Genomic DNA, 18,049 nt, shown 5'->3' on the forward strand with positions numbered 1-18,049 from the left:
TTCTTTGGTTTTGCAAATACCTCGGGGGGAGTCGCCCGCAGGGCGCGGGGGGCAGCGCCCCCCCAACGATTTTTCTTAAAAATCGTTGCCCCTCAGGGCATGAGTTTTAGCACATAGCCGGGCAGGGCAAAGGCGGCCTTGTGCACCTCGGGCGTGTAGTAGTCGCAGGCGATGCCGGTGCTGGCGAAACGCTCTGTCAGGTCCTTGACCGTCACGCTGCGCGCCGCGCCATCGGTGCCCCAGCCAAAGGCCATCGGTCCGCCCGCGTAGGTGGGCACGGTCGCCATGTAACAGGTGGCATCCGCAAAGAGTGCCTGGAAGGCGCGCATGGTGTTGGTGAGTTCCTCGCCCTGCAGAAAGGGTACGCCATTCTGCGTGACAAGAACTCCGCCCGGGGCCAGTGCGCGTTTCGCATGGCCGTAGAAGGTATCGGTGAACAGGACTTCTCCGGGACCGATGGGATCGGTGCTGTCGACGATGATCACGTCATAGCCGCCCTGGGTGACCTTCATGAACTCGGCCCCGTCCGCGATCACCAGGTCCAGCCTTTCGTCCTCGAAGGCGCCCTGGGACAGCATCGGCAGGTATTGCTTGGAGAATTCGACCACGCCTGCGTCGATCTCGACCATCGTGACCTGTTCGACGCCGGCGTGTTTCAGCACCTCGCGCGCCATGCCGCCATCGCCGCCGCCGACGATGCAGACCCGTTTCGCCGCGCCATGGGCCAGGATCGGGACGTGGGTCAGCATCTCGTGGTAGATGAAATTGTCGCCCTCTGTCGTCTGCACCACGTCGTCCAGCGTCAGCATCCGGCCAAAGGTGCCGTTCTGAAAGACGCGCAGGCGCTGGTGGTCGGTTTCGCTGTCGTACAGCAGCTCGTCGACGGTAAAGCTCTGGGCGTAGTGGCCGTGCAGCGCTTCGCGCATCCAGGTCTTGTCGGTCATCGGGTCGGTCTCCTTGCGGCATGCGGGCGGCAGGATAGCCGCGCCGCGTGTCATCTCAACGGGGGACATGAAAAAAGGGCGGCCGGGGCCGCCCTTTGCCATGCGGTCAGGTCGCGTCAGGCCGCGATACCGGCCTCGGCCACCACGCCTTCGCCGCGCTTGAGCTCCTTGACGCGCACGTCGGCGGTCGAGAAGGCGCGGCCCAGAACGTCGACGGCCTTCCACGGTTCGGCATCGCCGCACATGAAGACGTCGAAGGCGCCGTAGCCGATTTCCGGCCAGGTGTGGACCGAGATATGGCTTTCGGCCAGCACCGCCACGCCGCTCACGCCCTGGGGCGAAAACTTGTGCGTGTGGATGTGCAGCAGGGTCGCGCCGCAGGTCTCGACGCAGTCGCGAAAGGCCTGCTGGATGCGGGCCTCGTCGTCCAGACCCTCGCCGTCGACCACCTCGATGATCAGGTGGGTGCCCGCGAAGACGCTGCCGTCGCGGCGGATGAAGTGATCGTCGCGGCTCTCGTCAAAGACGTCGCGCGGCAACACGGATTCGTTTGCGGGGGCCAGACCCCGGGTGGTGTCTTCCTCTTGGGCGCCTGTCTCCAGACCGTACCCCAGTTGGAAGAGGTTGATGTCCTTCATGACATGCCTCCTTCAAGCCAGCAGTGCGTTCCAGTCGGTCCCTTAGCGCCCCCCGAAGACACATGAGCCCAGCACGAGGGCTGGGCGTCCGGGTTGGGATCGGGTCCGAAAGTGAGGCCCACCTAAGAGCCTGCCCCGAGTCGTTCAAGAGGAAATTGCTGCAAGCGCGAGAAAAATCGCCATGCGGTCCGGGCAAGGCGGTCAGGGCGCGGCGCCGATCCCCCAGAGCAGGCCGAAGGCGATCACCGCCAGGCTGGCCAGGGCGGCGTATCCCGTCAGTTTCCAGCGGCAGAAGGGGCGTTCGCCGAAGGTGCGCCCGTCGAGACCGGAGACGACCACCTTCATCGGCGTGTCGTTCCAGCGGTAGTGCAGGATCCAGACCGGCAGCAGGATGCGGCGATAGCGGATGCCCGAGGTGTCGGCGTTGAAGCCGATGTTGGACACCCGGCTCTTGTTGATATGGCCCTTGATGCGGTTGCGGATCAGCAGCCTCTTGTCCGCCTCGTTGGCGGACAGGCCCTCGGCCACGCTTTGATGATGGCGCTCGGCGGCGAACCCGGCGAGGTATCCGGCGCGGTAGGGGCGCAGGCGGCGCGGGTCGAAATGGTGCAGGATGCCGTCGCGGATCAGTGGCGTCACATGCGGGCTGGCGGGCATCAGGAGATCGTCGAAATCCACCGTCATGCTGCCGCTGGTGCGCCGGGTGCGGCGGTTCTTGCCGCTGCCGGTGGTGTAGCTGGCCCAGTAGTCGACCGCCTCGGTGCTGTCGAAGGTCCAGAACGGGGCGTAAAGCCCTGCAACACGGCCTTTTTCCACGGTTGCGGCCAGGCCTTTTGGGGCCGCGAGCCGCCCGCGCACCCAGTCCAGCGCATGTTTCTGTGCATCCTTTTCCGGAACCCGAAAGGGGATCAGCGCGGTGGTGCGATAGCCGGTGTCGGCCGAGGACAGCACCACGGCGCCGTCGCAATAGGGGCAGCGGTCCGACAGGGCGGTCCCGGTGAACACCACCTCGCCGCCGCAGGTTTCGCAGCGATGCGCACGGCTGTCGGGCAGGTCCGGCGGCAGGGTTTCGGGCGTGTCCGCGTGATAGTCCGTCTCGGCGCTGGCGGCCCCGTCCCAGGGCGTTTCCAGCGTCCGGGTGTCGCCGCAACTGGTGCAGGCCAGCGCCTGCGCGGCGGGATCGTAGAGACACTGGCCGCCGCAGTTCGGGCAGCGCAGTTCTGACTGGTCGGTGTCGATCATGTTCATGAATCGGCGTCCGAGAGCGCGCTGGCGATATGCAGCAGGATTTCAAGACGCAGCCAGGACCGCGCGATGGCCCCGTCGAGATCGCCCGAGGCGCCCCAGTCACCGATGATCGTGGCGAAAAACCAGGTGGACATTGCCCAGATCGCGATCCAGGACCATCCCGCGATGGTGCGCAGGAAGCCGGCCGATCCCTGTTTCAGCTCGTGCTTGGCCTCGTAGACGTGGACCAGCTTGCGCATGGCCCCGGCGCCGACGGCGGTCGAGACCGCAAGCAGGGCGAGGCCGGAGAGGAGTGGACCGAGGAAAGAGAGTGGTTGCATCGGGGGTCTTGTTGTTGTTCGGGCGCAGACTGCATGGCGGTCCGTTGCATCGCAAGGCGGTTTTCCCTGACCTTGTGCGGAGGCAAAGGGGCGTCAAAATATGGGGTAATATGTTACCGTAATCTTAAGTGATTGATTTTGTGAATTTAATTCTGCACCAGTGCGCTTGACTGGAAAATTGGCCTGCGTATAACGGCGCAATCGAATTCAGGGCCGGGGCTTTGCCTCGGCTTTCTCACTCGAAACGGACCGATACATATGAAAACCTACTCTGCAACTCCGGCAGACATCGACAAGAAATGGATCGTGATCGACGCCGAAGGCCTCGTTCTGGGTCGTCTCGCGTCGATCGTCGCCATGCGGCTGCGCGGCAAGCACAAGCCCTCCTTCACCCCGCACATGGACTGTGGTGACAATGTCATCATCGTGAACGCGGACAAGGTGCAGCTGACCGGCAAGAAGCGCGAAGAGAACTTCTACTGGCACACCGGCCACCCCGGCGGGATCAAGTCGCGCACCAAGGCGCAGATCCTTGAAGGCGCTCACCCCGAGCGCGTCGTCTTCCAGGCCGTCAAGCGCATGCTGCCGGGCAACCGCCTGTCGCGCAAGGTGCTGACCAACCTGCGCATCTACGCCGGCGCCGAGCATCCGCATGAAGCCCAGAACCCCGAGGTTCTGGACGTGAAATCGAAGAACTCCAAGAACACCCGGGTGACGAAATAATGGCTGATCAGATCAACTCTCTGGAAGAGCTGGGCGCAGCAGCCGGCGTCGAGGACGTCGTCGTCGCCGAGGAAGCCCCGCGTGAGCCGGTCCGTGATGAACTGGGCCGCTCCTATGCCACCGGCAAGCGGAAGGACGCGGTTGCCCGCGTCTGGATCAAGCCGGGCTCCGGCAAGGTCACCGTCAACGGCAAGGAAATGGACAAGTACTTTGCCCGTCCGGTGCTGCAGCTGATCCTGCGCCAGCCGTTCCAGGTGGCCGGTGTCGAAGGCGAATTCGATGTCTATGCCACCGTCAAGGGCGGCGGCCTGACCGGCCAGGCCGGCGCGGTCAAGCACGGTGTCTCGAAGGCGCTGCAGCTTTACGATCCCTCGCTGCGCGGCCCGCTCAAGGCGGCCGGCTTCCTGACCCGCGACAGCCGTGTCGTCGAGCGTAAGAAGTTCGGTAAGCGCAAGGCGCGTCGTTCGTTCCAGTTCTCGAAGCGCTGATCGTTTCGATATCGCGATTGCAGGGGCCCTTCGGGGCCCCTTCTTTTTTTGGTGGGTGGGGGTTCCACCCCCATGCTTGCCTGTGGCAAGCCCCCCGAGGTATTTGGAAACCAAAGAAGCAGGGTAAGCGCATGGAGACGGTGGGGATCGAGGACGCAGGTCGGCTGGCCCGGGTGGTGTCGGGCGAGGTGGACCCTGCGAAGCTCTCGCTGTTTTCGGTGATGAAGGACGAGATCGGCTTTCTGCCCGCCTGGCTGGCGCATCACCGGGCGATCGGCTACGAGCAGTTCCTGATCTGGGACGATGCCTCGTCCGACGGGTCGTTCGAGTTCCTGTGCGCACAAGGCGACGTGGTCGTGATGCGGTCGGACGGCTTGGGCTATGGCAGCCCGATCCGCTACCGCGATCCCGAAGGGGTCGTGCGCGACGAGCGGCTGGGCGTTTATTTCAAGATCGCGCTGCCGGCGCTGTTCTTCGACGGCGCCTACGTTAGCTACCTTGATGCGGATGAGTTCCTGATCCTGCCGCCGGGTGTCGGTTCGATCCGCGAGGTTGCGGACCGGCTGCGGGCGGAGGGCGCGCCTTCGGCGGTGGCCTCGGTGGTGGAGTTCTTTCCGGCCTCTGCATCCGGGCTGTCGGGGCGCTTGCCGGAAAGCTTTGACGGGCTGATGGCGGCCTATCCGCATTTCCAGTGCGAGCAACTGGTGGCCCTTCGGGAGGGGGCCCAGCCCGAGTTGATGGGCAAGTCCAAGACGGCCCGCCTGTTCGAGCGGTACGGGGTCGCGCCGCAGGTGGTGCGGCGGGGGTGGCAGCGGATCTGGATGTCGTCGCGTGCGAAAAAGGCGCAGCAGTTCCAGAAATCGCCCCGGCACAAGACGCCATTGGTGCTGCGCGATTCGCACAGCCGCCTGACCGGCTCGCACTATGGCAACCTGCCGCCCTCGTCCGAGGTGCTGCTGACGGTCGCGCATTTCGTCTTTACGGCGCAATTCGCCGACAAGATCGACCGGGCGACCGCCTGGGGCGCCCATGCCAATGCTGCCGCCAAGTATCGTTACTACGCCCAGTTGCTGGAGAGGATGCGGGGTGTCGAGGATGGGTTCCTCGACGCGGAATCGGTGGCCTACGAAGGGCCCGAGCAACTGCTGCGCTGCGGGCTCATGCGCTGGTAGGCGCCAGCACGAAGCGGGCCGAGGGCCAGGCCTCGGCGACCTGGGGCAGGCGGCGGGCCGCCGCCTCGTAGACGGGGGCATAGTGGCGGGCGATCTCGCCTTCCAGTTCCTCCGAGAGGCCGGACCCCTTGGCCCGGCTGTTGACCGCGCGCATTCCGGCCTGGGCGTCCACGGCCACACCCGCGAAGCGCGACAGGTCGGCGATTCCATTGGCCGTGAACAGCGTCTCGAACGGGGTCAGAAAGACGTCGCCGTCGTCAAAGACAGCCTCGATGGCGGACAGGGTCCGGTCGTAGCGGCTGCGCGCCTCGGCTTCTGGGGTGGCGTAGAAGGCGCGCAGGGGGGCCTCGTTCTCGGGGGCTTCGGGGAGGCGGCCCTTTTCCATCTCCATGCGCAGGTGAGAGCGCAGGCGGTCGACCGGGTCACGCATGGAAAACAGCAGTTTGACGGCGACGCCCCGGCTGGCGAACCCGTCCCGGATGCGCGCCAGAAGTTCGACGGGAAGCGCTGCGTAGGACGGGGTGATGTCGCCGGTGCGGGTGATCCCTTGCTGTGACAGCAGCCCGGCGAAATAGTCGAAATAGGCGTCTTCGTCCCGTTGCAGGCGCCAGCGCAGGTGCGCTGCCGGTTCCAGAGCGCCAAGCGCGACCTTGGCATGGGCGCGCAGCTTGCCCAGGGCAGAGGGTTCGGGCGCGCGGTAGCGGGCAAAGACGCCGCCCAGGCGGTGCTCCCAGGCCTGGTATTCGCCCAGGCGGCCGAAATCCGATCCGGGCTGGCGCGCCAGGTAGGCCTGGATCCAGGAGGATCCGCATTTCTGGCCCCCGAGGCCGAGAAAGAAGGTCTTGGTCATCCTGGCTCCCTGGCGGCGGTCACGGCGCGCGCCTCTTGCTTCTTTGTGCCGGAAATACCTCGGGGGACTTGCCCCTGGCAAGCGGGGGCGGTGTCCCCGCCCGGTCCCTTCTACTGGTCCGGTGGCAATAACCCCAGCCCGCGCAGGTAGACGCCGATGCCCGATTCCAGCAGGTCCTCGGGCGGGAAGGGGGCCTGGCTGCCGGGCGAGTTGCGGGCGTAGAGCTCGACCACCCCGTGGCTGAGCGCCCAGATATGGGCCGAAAACATCGCCGGAGGCGGACGTTTTTCGGGCGGGATATGCTGTGACAGTTTCTCGGCCGCGGTTTCCAGCACCGCGCGGGCCCGGGCCGAGGCCATTGCCAGTTCCGGCGAGTGGTTGACCGACACCCCGGATTCGAACATCGCGATGTAATGGCCGGGGTACTTTCGGGCGAAGGCCAGGTAGGCGCGGCCCGTTGCCTCGAAGGCGGCCAGCGCCGATGGTTGCCCCTTGTCATAGGCGTATTGCATGACATCGGCGAAGATCTCGTAGCCCTGGCGCGCGGCCTCGGCGATCAGGTCCTCGCGCCCGGAAAAATGCCGGTAGACCGCCGCCGGGGTGACGCCCGCCTGTTTCGCCGCCTCCGAGAGCGTGAAGCCCGATGGGCCTTTCTCCTCGATCAGCTTCAGCGCGGCCTCGACCAGCGCCTGGCGCAGGTTGCCGTGATGGTATCCGCGTTTCTTGACCATGTCCGGCCCGTCAGGCCTCCCAGATCTCCGGCCCGCCGAGAATCCTGGAATCCGTCGCGCCGAGGGCTTTCACGTCCTTGCGCGCATAGTCCAGGTGAGTCAGCACATGCCGGATCGCGGCCAGCCGGGCGCGTTTCTTGTCGTCCGAGCGCACCACCGTCCAGGGCGCGGTGGCGGTGTGGCTGCGGGTCAGGGTTTCCTGGATGGCGGCGGAATAGGCGTCCCAGCGGGCCAGCCCCTCGACGTCGATGCGGCTGAGCTTCCACTGTTTCAGGGGGTCGTTCTCGCGTTTCATGAAGCGGCGCAGCTGTTCGGCGCGGCCCACGTTCAGCCAGAACTTGAAGACATGGATGCCCTCGTCCACCAGCATCTTTTCGAAGGCGGGGACCTGGGTGAAGAAGTGCTCGCGCTGTGCGTTGTTGCAGAAGCCGAAGACATGTTCGACCACGCCCCGGTTGTACCAGGACCGGTCGAAGAAGACGATTTCGCCCGCCGCAGGAAGATGGTCGATGTAGCGCTGGAAATACCACTGGGTCTGTTCGCGGTCGGACGGCGTGCCAAGCGCCACGACACGGGCGCCGCGCGGGTTGAGGTTCATCCGGAAGCGTTTGATCGTGCCGCCCTTGCCGGCGGCATCGCGCCCCTCGAAGACCAGCGCAAGGCGGGCACCGGTTTCCTTGGCCCAGGCCTGCATCTTGACCAGCTCGATCTGCAGGCGCTCCATCTCCTTGTCGTAGGCCTTGCGCTTCATCTCCTCGGAATAGGGATAGCCGGTGTCGAGGATGTCGTCCTTGTCGGCGCGGCTGATCGCCTCGCGCACGGGCTTGGGGGCGTCATGCTCGAAGTAGCTGGAAATGGCGCCGTCGAAGGGGAGCGTCATGGAGGGCCTCGCGCGTCTAAGTGACCGGCACTATGGGATGTTAAGAGGATTAACGCAAACCATTGTCGGGCCTGTGACAGGGCGGACGACGACCCGGGGTCAGCGCAGGCCGGCGCGGGCCGCGGCGCGGCGCACGGCCTCGATCACGGCGCCGGGGCGGGCGTGCTGGGGCATGTGGCCGACACCTTCCAAGGGGGTGACGCGGGCATCGGGCAAGAGCTTGTCGGCGGCGACGCTGTGGATTTCATAGCCCACGGTGGTGTCGGCGGTGCCATGCACCAGCTCGACGGGAATCGTCATCTGCGGATAACGTCTGGACATCTCGACAAGGGCGGGGCGCAGGGCGGCGACCTGGCGGCCATTGGCGCGGATCGTCTCTCGCCGCAGGCTGAGGCCGGGTCCGATGTGGTCGAGGTAGCCCTCTGGCACACCCTGGGGCGCAAAGATGCCCGCCACCGCCTGCCGGGCGCGGTCTTCGGAGTAGTAGGCGGTCACGAATTGCGGCACGACGGCGCCCCCCAGCGGGTTTCCCAGCACCTGGTACTGGCTGTCGAGCGATCCGGGCCAAGGCATGATCGCGCCGCCCAGGCTGACGACGGCGGCGGCATCCTGGTCCAGCCCCCAGGCCATCGCCACCGCCCCGCCAAAGGAATGGCCGACCACCACGGGCCGCCTGATCCCCAGCTTTGCCGCCGCCGCCGCCAGCGCGGCAGCCTGGTCCTGCGGGGTTTCCGCGCGGGCATTGAAGGCGCCCTGAAAGCGCGCCTCGCGCGTGGTGTAGCCCAGCCCGGGACGGTCGAAGGCGGTCACGCGATAGTCGCGCGCCAGCCGGTCGACCAGTTGAAAGGTGAAATCGCGCAGGTTGCCGCTGGCGCCATGCAGCAGCACCACGTCCGGGCCGCGGCCTTTCTGGACATAGTGGACCCGCAGGCCATCGACCTCGACGAAGCGGCCCACGGGGGGCCAGCGTGTCTCTGCCTCGCGCTCCATGCGGTCGGCGCGCATCTGCGTGACGGCGCAGCCGCCCAGCAGGGAAAGAAGAAGAACGGCACCCAGGATACGTAACACCTTTTACTCCGTGACGGACCGGACCCCTGTCAGGCTTGGACAGGGGCCTTTCCGATCAAGGATAGGTCGAAAGGCGTCGACTGGTAGATCTGGTTGATCCAGTTTCCGTAAAGAAGATGCGCATGGCTGCGCCAGCGGTTCTGCGGCGGTTTCGACGGATCATCGTCCGGGTAGTAGTTGGCCGGCACGTTGATCGGGTTCCCCGCCGCGACATCGCGGTCGTATTCTTCCTTGAGAGTGCCGCTGTCGTATTCGAGATGGTTGAAGATATAGAGCGCCCGGTGGCACGGGTCCTCGACCAGGCAGGGACCGGTTTCCTCGGAGTCGATCAGGATCGGCAGGCCGGCGGCCGTCACCTCGTCACGGTGAATTTCCGTCCAGCGCGACACCGGGATCACCATGTCGTCGGAGAACCCGCGCAAGTAGGGCGAGGCCGGTTCCAGGTTGCGGTGCCGCACCGCGCCAAAGGCCTTGGCCTCGAGCATGTGTTTCTTCACGCCGTGGAAATGATTGATCATCGCCATCCCGCCCCAGCAGACGCCGAAGGTGGAATGCACATGGGTCTGGGTCCAGTCGAAGACCTGGCGCAGCTCGTCCCAGTAGGTGACCTCGTCGAAGGGCAGGTGTTCGATCGGCGCGCCGGTGATGATCAGCCCGTCGAACTTCTCGCCGGAGGCGGCCACCTCGGTGAAGGGGCGATAGAAGGTCTCCATGTGCTCGGCGGCGGTGTTCTTGGTCTGGTGCTCGGACATGCGGATCAGGCTGAACTCGATCTGCAGCGGCGTGGCCCCGATCAGGCGGGCAAACTGGTTTTCCGTCTGGATCTTCTTGGGCATCAGGTTGAGCAGACCGATGCGCAGCGGGCGGATGTCCTGCCGGGCTGCCTGTTCCTCGGTCATGACCATGACACCCTCACGCGTGAGCACGTCGAAGGCGGGCAGGTCGGAGGGCAGCTTGATGGGCATCGGTCGGGTCCTTTCACGGCGCGGAGGCCTAGATAGGGGATCGGCTGTCATGGGGCAAGCAGGAGAAACGGGCCACCCGCACGGATCCGGGCCAATTGGCCGGGGCGGAGCCGGGGCAGCGGTGAAAACCGGGGATGAGGCGGGGGAGACGGGGCGCGTCAGGGCGGCCTTGTGCCGGCCACATGTGTCCCTGCCCGGATCTCGGGTCTGCCCCTGCGGGCACCGGCGCGACGATGGGGCCGCGCCCCGGTCTGCCCGCCGGTCTTTCCGAATGTGAACCACGATGTTCGCATATGCGCCCGACACTATGTGTCGGGGCCAGGCCTAGCAACAGCCCGGGGCGGATCGGGCAAAGATAATACCGGTGACGTCCATTTCTTGTGCAGGCGACCGTTCGGGGACCGGGCGTCAGCCCTGCGGCAGGGCGGCGGCGATCAGCTCGATGAAATCGGCCTGGTCGCGGACCTGAGCCATGTCCGTGGCCTCGACCGTCACGCCCCATTTTTCGGCCATCGCCTCGTAGAGCGGCTGGCGGTGGGCCAGCGCCTGGGCATAGGTCCAGCGGATGAAGGTGTCGGGGTCGACCTGCTGTTCGGTCAGGCCGAATTCGTCCAGGTAGCGCGCCCAGGCATCTTCGAGGAAGGCAGGCTGGTAGGCCATCGGCTTGGGCGCCCGGTCGAAGCGGCGGATCAGTTCTTCGGTATGGGCCTCGCTGCCCTTGATCCAGACCATCAGGGCCTGCTGGCTGAGCGCGGTCAGGATCTCGTCCTCGGGGTCGGCGGGATCGACCCATTCGCAGATGCTGCCGCCGGTGTCGCAGATGAAATGCGGGTAGCCATAGAGATCCTCGGCCCGCCAGATGAAATACTCGGTGTCCAGCAGGGCCTGGCGTTCGGCCCGTTCGAATTGCGACTGTCGCAGGCGGTAGGTGTCCATCGTCAGGCCGCCAAGTTCCGGGTTGCCGGGCTTGCCGAGGTAGGTCGAGACGGGCGTGAGGTTGTCGAAGGAGATGTTGGAGCCGATGTAGATCGAATCCGTCAGCAGCAGCTTGCGCAGGAAGGGCACCTGCATGGCGTGGCGCTTGGCGTTGTCGGCGATGTATTCACCCATGTAGCGGGTGCCGATGCGGTAATCGATGGAATAGTGGAACCAGCCGCCTTCCTCGCGCAGCAGGTTCGAGACATGGGTCTTGCCGAGGCCCGACATGGCATAAAGCACAACGCGTTTGCGGGGCGCATCGCGCCAGGCCTGGGCAGTGGGGTAGAGCATCGCGGATCGCATCCCGTTAAGTCGGTTTGGACCGGATTACGCGGGCCGTGCGCCCGCGTCAAACCCTGACCGCCGTCCGGAACAACCGCCCATCCAGAACGCACAGGCCAAGGGCAAGCAGCGCCAGCCCCGCGTAGGCGCCCGGGTGCAGGTCCTCGGCGCGGACGAGGGCGCCAAGTGCGATGGCCGTGGGCGGGATCAGCAGCGTGACCAGCATCAGGTTGCCCGCACCCGCCATCGCAAGCACACGGTAATACAACAGATAAGCCAGCGCGGTGGCGATCAGCGCGTAATAGAGAATGCCGATCCAGGTGGCAGAGGACAGCGCGAGGCTGGGCAATCCCTCGGTCATCAGGGTCAGCGGCGCCATGACCAGCGTCGAGGAGGTCAGCATTCCGGCGGCGGCGGCCAGGGGCGCCAGCCCGCGCAGGTGGACGCGCGCCCAGGCCCCCGCACAGGCATAGGAGAACGTTCCGGCAATCACCGCAAGCTGCGCGGTCGAGGTCAGGTCGAGGCTCAGCAGCGCCGCCGGGCCGATCGCCGTCACCACGCCCGCGAACCCCAGGGTGACACCCAGCGCCTTGCGCGTGGTCAGACGCTCGTCGGCAAAGACCGCCGCGGCCACCAGCACCCCGAAGATCGCCGTCGTCGCATTGAGGATCGAGGTCAGGCCCGAGGGGATGTGCAACTGGCCCCAGGCCATCAGGGTGAAGGGGATCACGTTGTTGAGCACCCCCATGACCAGCAGGCCGCGCCATGTGCGCCAGCCACGTGGCAGGGCGATCCCGCGCCAGAGGATCACCGGCCAGAGCACAAGCGCCGCGATACCGGTGCGAAAGAGGACGGAGGTCAGCGGTCCGATCTCGTCCAGCGCGGTGCGGATGGCAAGAAAGGAACCGCCCCAGATCAGGCCCAGCAGGATCAGCTCGGCCCAGGCGCGGGGGGAAAGGGAGGTCTGTGTCATGGTTCCGGAGTAGTCCCGAGAGATCGGTCGCGCGATCCGGAACCTGCGCATTGGACCGCGCCAGACGAAAAACCCGGGGCCGCTGGCAGCCCCGGGTCACTCCGTCCGGTCAGGTGCAGGATCAGAAGTTGACCGCGATCTTCATGCCGACGCCGATGGCGTGGTTGTCGTCAAAGGAGGTCGCGGGCGAGAAGGGGCCGACCTCGGTTTCCGCTTCGCCGATGCGGACATAGCGCACGCCGCCGGAAATCTCGTACTTGCCCTGGGTATAGGCGGCCCCGAGTCCGACGCTCCAGTTGCCGTTGGTCGGTCCGAGGTTCGAGGCGAAATTGCTGTTTGCCGGCTCGTAGCCGACCGAGACGGAACCGGCCCAGTTCTCGTTGAAGCGGCGGCCGACGCCGAGGTTGTAGGTGATCGTGTCATCCTGGTAGGAGACAAGCGCAACCCCCGGGCCGCCGGCCAGCGCGCCGGTCAGGGCGTCGTAATCGGTGGGGCGGATTTCGAACTCGCTCCAGTCGACCCAGCGGACAGAGCCGAAGAGCAGCGTGTCCGGGGCGATGCCGGTCTGGAATTCCAGGTTCACCGATTGCGGCGTCTTGATCCCGGTGGTCGAGCTGTTGGCGAGGCCGATGGCCGAGCTTTCCACCGTCGGCAGATCGTGCTGGATCCCCGAGTTGTAGGTCAGCGCGACGCGCAGGGCGATGTCGGGCCGTTCATAGGCGGCCCCCAGCAGGTAACCCCACCCCGCGTCGCGCTGGGTATCCGCGCTATAGGGGGTGCCGGCCAGCGGTCCGACGGGCAGCGTGATGTAGGGAATGAAGGCCTCGGCGGTGAGGCGCTGGTAGCGGACGCCGCCATGCACGCTGAAGTTCTCGTTGAACTTGTACCGCGCGACGGCGGTCAGGCCTTCGGACTGCAGCTTGGCTGTGGCGCTAGAGGCGAAGTAGCCGGTGCCGGTGTCGTATTCCACGTCGGCGCCGAAGGGCTGTTCAAGGATCAGGGCGACCGAGAACTTGTCGTTGTAGTCGTGTTTCAGCGCGGCGCCGAACTGCAGGTAGCTGTTCGTCATGTCGCCGGACTTGCTGCCCGCCGTCGAGCCGCCCAGTGCCGGGGGAAAGGTGACGACCTGCATGCCGGACACGTTCGGCGAAACCGAGCCAAAGCTGAACTCGGCATAAGTGCCTTTTTCGAAGATCACACCGATCGATTGGCCCGAACGGTCGATGCCGCCGGCCTGCGCCGTCAGCGGTGCCAGCGCCAGCGCGCCCACCCCTATAAGTCGATTTATCATTTTGTCCCTCTATCCCTGAGTGTGGGAAGTCTCCTGTGGATAAGCTATTGAGGGGTTAACGAAACGGTCAATCTGTGACGAAACGTCAGCAACCGTGTCCGCAACGCAACGTCACGAAATTGTAACACCTTGCGCGGGGCGGCGTTGGTCCCGGAAAAGGCCCTGTTTACCGGGTCTTGCGCGTTTCGAACCAGATGTTCGCATAGTTGGCGCCGAAGATGACCAGCGCGCCCAGCAGGACCAGCGGGTCCAGCGCCTCGGCGTAGACCAGCATCCCGACCAGCGCGATCACCGGCAGGCGGGCAAAGTCGATGGGCATGACCACCGTCGCAGGCGCCAGCGAGAGCGCCGTGGTCAGGCAGAAATGCGCAACTAGCCCGGCAAAGGCGATCAGCACCACCCAGGGCAGGCTGTCGGCGGCGGGCAGGGCGATGTCGCCGTCGATGCCCGCGCAGACGAGACCGAAAGCCGCCTGCATGACGGTCAGCCAGAAGAGGATGCAGGTGATCCGCTCGGTTCGGGTCAGCAGCCGGGTAAAGACCGCAGAGCCGGCAAAGCCGATGGCCGCCAGCGCGGCGGTGAGCTGGCCGATATCGGCTGTCTCGGGCGAGGGGCGGGTGACGATCAGGATGCCGATGAAGCCGAGGATCGCAGCGCCCACGCGGTTCGGCGTCAGCCTTTCGCCCAGGATCAGCGCGCTCAGCAGCATGACCCAGAAGGGCGAAGTGAACTCGATTGCGAAGACCTGGGCCAGCGGGATCGCGGTGATCGAAAAGAACCACAGGTTCTGGCCGGAAAAGTGGAAGAGGTTGCGCAGCAGGTGGGTGCGCATGTTGCGGGTCGTGATGTGGGACAGGGTGCCCGCCATACCTGCCACGGACAGCACGATCACGATGCCGATGAGCGACCGGTACAGCATGATCTCGAAGGTATCGAGATCGAGGCTGACCGCGCGCCCGGCGATGGCCATGACGGTGAAAGAGGCGATGGCCCCTGTCATCCAGAGGCAGCCGCGCAAGGTGTCGTGCATTGAGGGAGGTCCCGTTCCGTATCTGCCGCGCATCTGTGCAGAGCGGCGCGGAAATGTCCAGACCGGCGGGGTGGTGCGGACGGAACGGGGTATATTGTCCCGCCCCCGACCCTGACCTACAACAAGGCGGACAGCGACGGCGACTGACCAAATGTCCGGAAAGAAGAGCCAGTAATGATTGCCTATGTCACGGTGGGGACGGATAATATCGCGCGTTCCAAACGGTTTTATTCCGCCTTCCTGCCCGCCCTGGGCTATGACCTGGCCGAGGGGCCGGAAGGGTTGAGCTATTGCCTGCCCGTGCAGGCGGGCCAGCCTGTCGCCTTGCCTGATTTCTACGTCAAACCGACCTTCGATGGGGGGCCGGCAACGGCCGGAAACGGATCCATGATCGCCTTCGAGGCGCGCAGTCAAAAACAGGTGCGGGACCTCCATGCCGCCGCGCTTGACGCGGGCGGGACCGACGAAGGCCAGCCCGGCTTTCGGGCGTCATATGGGCCGAACTTCTATGTGGGCTACCTGCGCGACCCTCAGGGCAACAAGATTGCCCTGTTCTCCAGCGACCCGAAAGAACCGGGCCGGGACGGCTAGAAACGGGACGGTTGGAACGAGTGGGGCGCGGCGACGCTTGCCCACAAAAAAGGCCAGCCGCGCGGCGGCTGGCCTGGCAATGTCCCTGCAAGAAACCCTCAGGCCTCTTTCATGATTTGGTCCTTGGCCATGACCAGCAGCGCCGCGCGTTTGGAGCGGATCTCGTCCGCGGTGGCCTTGTCGCCCAGGTCGCCCGCGACCTTGCGCACCACGTCCTCGTGGCCGGCTTCCTCGAAATCGGCCTTGATGACCTCGACGGCATAGGCATCGGCGTCAGAGCCGGTCTTGCCCAGCAGTTCGGCCGCCCAGAGCCCCAGAAGCTTGTTGGCGCGGGCCTCGGCCTTGAACTTCATTTCCTCGTCGTGGGCATACTTGTTCTCGAACGCGTTTTCGCGATCGTCGAAGGTGGTCATGAGCGCGGCTCCCTCGGCAACGTGACTTTCCCTTGGATATGCCGCTCCGGGGCGCGCGGTGCAAGGGGCAGAAGCGCCGCAGCCCGCGCCCGACTTGCAGCATGACGGGCTCTGTAATAAGGAAAACGCCACCGCGCCCGGATTCTCCTTGCGCGGTCTATCCGTTTGGAAAGGGCCCCGATGGCACGGCGCAAGAAAATCTACGAAGGCAAGGCGAAGATCCTGTATGAAGGCCCCGAACCGGGCACCATCGTGCAATATTTCAAGGATGACGCCACCGCTTTCAACGCCGAGAAGAAGGACGTGATCGAGGGCAAGGGGGTGCTGAACAACCGCCTGTCCGAGTTCTTCATGACCGGGCTGAACGGCATCGGTGTCCCGACCCATTTCATCAAGCGGCTGAACATGCGCGAACAACTGGTCCGTGCCTGCGAGATCGTGCCGCTGGAAATCATCGTGCGCAACTATGCCGCCGGGTCGATGTCCAAGCGCCTGGGGATCGAGGAGGGCACAGCCCTGCCGCGTCCGATCGTCGAATACTGCTACAAGGACGACAAGCTGGGCGATCCGCTTGTGACAGAGGAACATATCGCCGCCTTCGGCTGGGCCAGCCAGCAGGACATGGACGATATCGTGGCGCTGGCGCTGCGCGTGAACGATTACCTGTCGGGCCTGATGTACGGCGTCGGCATCCGGCTGGTGGACTTCAAGATCGAGGTCGGCCGGGTCTATGACGGCGATTACCAGCGCCTGATCGTGGCGGACGAGATCTCGCCCGACAGCTGCCGGTTGTGGGACATCGAGTCCGGCCAGAAGCTGGACAAGGACGTGTTCCGGCATGACCTGGGCAACCTCGCGGATGCCTATACCGAGGTGGCGCGCCGCCTGGGCGTGATGCCAAAATCCGCGACGCATATGGCAAAGCCCAAGCTCATCAACTGATGTTCGGCCTGTTCCGCAAGCGAAAGGCCCCCAACCAGGCGCGTAACGACGCACTGAGGGCAGAGCTTGCGGCGCGGGGCGATGACGGCACCGGGGTGCGGCGCGTGGTGCATCGCGCCACGCCCAGCCCGGCGGGCGACATCAACGCCACGGTGGTTCAGGATTTCCTGGCCATCAAGGGATTCCAACTCACCGAAGCCGAGGGCGGTGGTTTTGCCTTTGCCGAGGACCGTGCCGTGGCGGGTGAGGATTTCGATGTCCATACCGACGAGCTGGACAAGGCGCTGGCCGGGTGGCGCTGGCGCTATGAGGGCTGGAGCTGTCCGGGGGTGTGACGTCGTCCTTGACGGATGGTGTTTCTCGCAGCACATCTGCCTGGCCAATGTGTACGGATCAATGATGTTCAGAACGGTTGCAGTTGTTTTCGCCCTGGCGGTCCTGATGCTTGGTCTGCCGGTGCCTGCGGCGCAGGCGCAGCCGTTCGAAGGCGATCCCCTGGCCTTTGGCCGCATTGTCCAGCCGGTTCCGGTGCGGTCGGTCAGGGTCGGTGCCGCGGGGACGCGGGACATGAACGAGCCGCTGTCGGCCTTTGCCGACACAAGCCCGATGCGCATGGCCGCCCGGTCCGTCGGGCGGCTGGATGTCCTTTACGCCAGCAACGGCAACAAGGTCCGTCACTGCACCGCCGTCATCGTGGACGAGGCGTTTGTGCTGACCTCCGACCTCTGCCTGCCCGTCGAGGGAGGCATCGTGGCCATGACGCTGGTGATGGGCTTTGATGACGGTGAGATGCCCTCCGTGGCGCAGGTCTACACAGTCGATCACCGTCCGATCGAGATCGACCGAGAGACGGGTTACGCACTCTTGCACGTTTTTGGCGCGCCGTCGCTGCGTTTTGGCGCTGTCCGGTTCGCGTTGCGCCCGGTTCTGGGCGCGCAACCGATGTGGATGATCGGCCATCCGGTGGCAGGCCCGCTGCGGATCGCACGCCTTGGATGTGCGGCGACCGACCCCGCCGTGACCCCGGACGGCCGGCTGGGCCATCGCTGCGATACCCTGCCGGGCACCTCGGGCGCGCCGCTCTTCGATATTTCGGGCCCGATCGCGGTTTCTGCCTTGCACCGTTCGGGGAACGGGCCCGAGGGAGACGCCGTGGCGGTGCCCATCGCGCGGATCATCGAGGCCAGCCCGCGGATTGCCCGGATCGCCCGGGATCAGCTAAGGACCTGCCAGCCGGGGCCGGGCGACGACTGCCTGCCCTAGGTATGCAACGGGGTGGTGGAAAACCCACCCTTGGTCTTTGACCCGTGTCGGCCTAGCCTAGGGGAAACCTCAATCTAAGCGAGGTCCCCGTGATCCGACGCTGTGCCGTTGTTCTTTCCCTGCTCTGTGCCGCGCCCCTCGCGGCGCAGCCCGTCGAATTCGACCCTGCCGATTTCGGCAAGGTCATCCTGGCGCCGAAGCAATCCGCCGGTGGTGGTGGCCTGACCTTTGAACAGGCCTTTGGCGACTACCAGAACGA

General features: G+C 65.4%; 21 protein-coding genes. 7 read left to right on the forward strand and 14 right to left on the reverse strand.

Annotated elements, in window-relative coordinates; genetic code table 11:
• Positions 1–92: 92 nt before the first annotated feature.
• The 4 genes from speE to PVW46_RS08215 all read right to left on the reverse strand — a co-directional run bounded on the left by speE (position 93) and on the right by PVW46_RS08215 (position 3,150).
• Positions 93–944 carry a polyamine aminopropyltransferase gene (gene speE, locus PVW46_RS08200; RefSeq protein ID WP_043139106.1) on the reverse strand — a complete coding sequence of 284 codons (852 nt, stop codon included), beginning with the start codon at positions 942–944 and terminating at the stop codon, positions 93–95.
• A gap of 116 nt (positions 945–1,060) precedes the next feature.
• Positions 1,061–1,582: an adenosylmethionine decarboxylase gene (speD, locus tag PVW46_RS08205; RefSeq protein ID WP_069208371.1), complete on the reverse strand. Its 522-nt coding sequence runs from the start codon at positions 1,580–1,582 to the stop codon at positions 1,061–1,063.
• 201 nt (positions 1,583–1,783) lie between these two features.
• Positions 1,784–2,830: a TFIIB-type zinc ribbon-containing protein gene (locus PVW46_RS08210; protein WP_139132241.1), complete on the reverse strand. Its 1,047-nt coding sequence runs from the start codon at positions 2,828–2,830 to the stop codon at positions 1,784–1,786.
• Positions 2,827–3,150 carry a hypothetical protein gene (locus PVW46_RS08215; RefSeq protein ID WP_069208369.1) on the reverse strand — a complete coding sequence of 108 codons (324 nt, stop codon included), beginning with the start codon at positions 3,148–3,150 and terminating at the stop codon, positions 2,827–2,829. The genes PVW46_RS08210 and PVW46_RS08215 overlap by 4 nt, the downstream gene beginning before the upstream one ends.
• A gap of 258 nt (positions 3,151–3,408) precedes the next feature.
• Between PVW46_RS08215 and rplM the strand changes: the two genes are divergently transcribed.
• The 3 genes from rplM to PVW46_RS08230 all read left to right on the forward strand — a co-directional run bounded on the left by rplM (position 3,409) and on the right by PVW46_RS08230 (position 5,533).
• The gene (gene rplM / locus PVW46_RS08220; RefSeq protein ID WP_043139095.1) at positions 3,409–3,873 is read left to right on the forward strand and encodes a 50S ribosomal protein L13; all 465 of its coding nucleotides are present in this window, start codon (positions 3,409–3,411) and stop codon (positions 3,871–3,873) included.
• On the forward strand, positions 3,873–4,361 hold the full coding sequence (rpsI, locus tag PVW46_RS08225) for a 30S ribosomal protein S9 (RefSeq protein WP_043139093.1): 489 nt from the start codon (positions 3,873–3,875) through the stop codon (positions 4,359–4,361). The genes rplM and rpsI overlap by 1 nt, the downstream gene beginning before the upstream one ends.
• Before the next feature lie 131 nt (positions 4,362–4,492).
• Entirely contained in the window at positions 4,493–5,533 is a 1,041-nt protein-coding gene (locus PVW46_RS08230; protein WP_069208368.1) for a glycosyltransferase family 2 protein, read from the forward strand.
• Here the strand turns inward: PVW46_RS08230 and PVW46_RS08235 are convergent.
• The 9 genes from PVW46_RS08235 to PVW46_RS08275 all read right to left on the reverse strand — a co-directional run bounded on the left by PVW46_RS08235 (position 5,520) and on the right by PVW46_RS08275 (position 14,581).
• A complete protein-coding gene (locus PVW46_RS08235) occupies positions 5,520–6,383 on the reverse strand; it encodes a hypothetical protein (RefSeq protein WP_069208367.1) in 864 nt (287 codons plus the stop codon). The genes PVW46_RS08230 and PVW46_RS08235 overlap by 14 nt on opposite strands.
• 110 nt (positions 6,384–6,493) lie before the next feature.
• Positions 6,494–7,114, reverse strand: coding sequence for a TetR/AcrR family transcriptional regulator (locus PVW46_RS08240; protein ID WP_043139090.1), 621 nt, complete (start codon positions 7,112–7,114; stop codon positions 6,494–6,496).
• A 10-nt stretch (positions 7,115–7,124) separates the two neighbouring features.
• Positions 7,125–7,994, reverse strand: coding sequence for a polyphosphate kinase 2 (gene ppk2, locus PVW46_RS08245; protein ID WP_043139087.1), 870 nt, complete (start codon positions 7,992–7,994; stop codon positions 7,125–7,127).
• Between the two features lie 99 nt (positions 7,995–8,093).
• Positions 8,094–9,062 (reverse strand): alpha/beta fold hydrolase, encoded by a 969-nt coding sequence (locus PVW46_RS08250; protein ID WP_069208366.1) that lies wholly within the window; start codon positions 9,060–9,062, stop codon positions 8,094–8,096.
• Between the two features lie 29 nt (positions 9,063–9,091).
• Complete coding sequence (locus PVW46_RS08255; protein ID WP_069208365.1) at positions 9,092–10,027, reverse strand: homoserine O-succinyltransferase; 936 nt, start codon at positions 10,025–10,027, stop codon at positions 9,092–9,094.
• Between the two features lie 408 nt (positions 10,028–10,435).
• Positions 10,436–11,296 (reverse strand): hypothetical protein, encoded by an 861-nt coding sequence (locus PVW46_RS08260; protein ID WP_043139076.1) that lies wholly within the window; start codon positions 11,294–11,296, stop codon positions 10,436–10,438.
• A 58-nt stretch (positions 11,297–11,354) separates the two neighbouring features.
• Positions 11,355–12,260 carry a DMT family transporter gene (locus PVW46_RS08265; protein ID WP_043139074.1) on the reverse strand — a complete coding sequence of 302 codons (906 nt, stop codon included), beginning with the start codon at positions 12,258–12,260 and terminating at the stop codon, positions 11,355–11,357.
• Positions 12,261–12,381: 121 nt separating this feature from the next.
• Complete coding sequence (locus tag PVW46_RS08270; RefSeq protein ID WP_069208364.1) at positions 12,382–13,551, reverse strand: OmpP1/FadL family transporter; 1,170 nt, start codon at positions 13,549–13,551, stop codon at positions 12,382–12,384.
• A 166-nt stretch (positions 13,552–13,717) separates the two neighbouring features.
• The gene (locus tag PVW46_RS08275) at positions 13,718–14,581 is read right to left on the reverse strand and encodes a DMT family transporter (protein ID WP_069208363.1); all 864 of its coding nucleotides are present in this window, start codon (positions 14,579–14,581) and stop codon (positions 13,718–13,720) included.
• Between the two features lie 174 nt (positions 14,582–14,755).
• Between PVW46_RS08275 and PVW46_RS08280 the strand changes: the two genes are divergently transcribed.
• The gene (locus PVW46_RS08280) at positions 14,756–15,172 is read left to right on the forward strand and encodes a VOC family protein (RefSeq protein WP_069208362.1); all 417 of its coding nucleotides are present in this window, start codon (positions 14,756–14,758) and stop codon (positions 15,170–15,172) included.
• A 98-nt stretch (positions 15,173–15,270) separates the two neighbouring features.
• Here the strand turns inward: PVW46_RS08280 and PVW46_RS08285 are convergent, their stop codons facing one another.
• Complete coding sequence (locus PVW46_RS08285; protein WP_043139064.1) at positions 15,271–15,585, reverse strand: DUF1476 domain-containing protein; 315 nt, start codon at positions 15,583–15,585, stop codon at positions 15,271–15,273.
• Positions 15,586–15,765: 180 nt separating this feature from the next.
• Here PVW46_RS08285 and purC point away from each other — a divergent pair, with 180 nt between their 5' ends.
• From purC to PVW46_RS08300, 3 genes are all read left to right on the forward strand, one after another.
• Positions 15,766–16,527, forward strand: coding sequence for a phosphoribosylaminoimidazolesuccinocarboxamide synthase (purC, locus tag PVW46_RS08290; RefSeq protein WP_043139061.1), 762 nt, complete (start codon positions 15,766–15,768; stop codon positions 16,525–16,527).
• Positions 16,527–16,862, forward strand: coding sequence for a hypothetical protein (locus tag PVW46_RS08295; RefSeq protein ID WP_069208361.1), 336 nt, complete (start codon positions 16,527–16,529; stop codon positions 16,860–16,862). The genes purC and PVW46_RS08295 overlap by 1 nt, the downstream gene beginning before the upstream one ends.
• A gap of 61 nt (positions 16,863–16,923) precedes the next feature.
• A complete protein-coding gene (locus PVW46_RS08300; RefSeq protein ID WP_139132240.1) occupies positions 16,924–17,790 on the forward strand; it encodes a trypsin-like serine peptidase in 867 nt (288 codons plus the stop codon).
• Positions 17,791–18,049 lie beyond the last annotated feature (259 nt).

It is taken from the genome of Mameliella sp. AT18 (assembly GCF_028807275.1).
Taxonomy (GTDB): Bacteria; Pseudomonadota; Alphaproteobacteria; order Rhodobacterales; family Rhodobacteraceae; genus Antarctobacter; species Antarctobacter albus.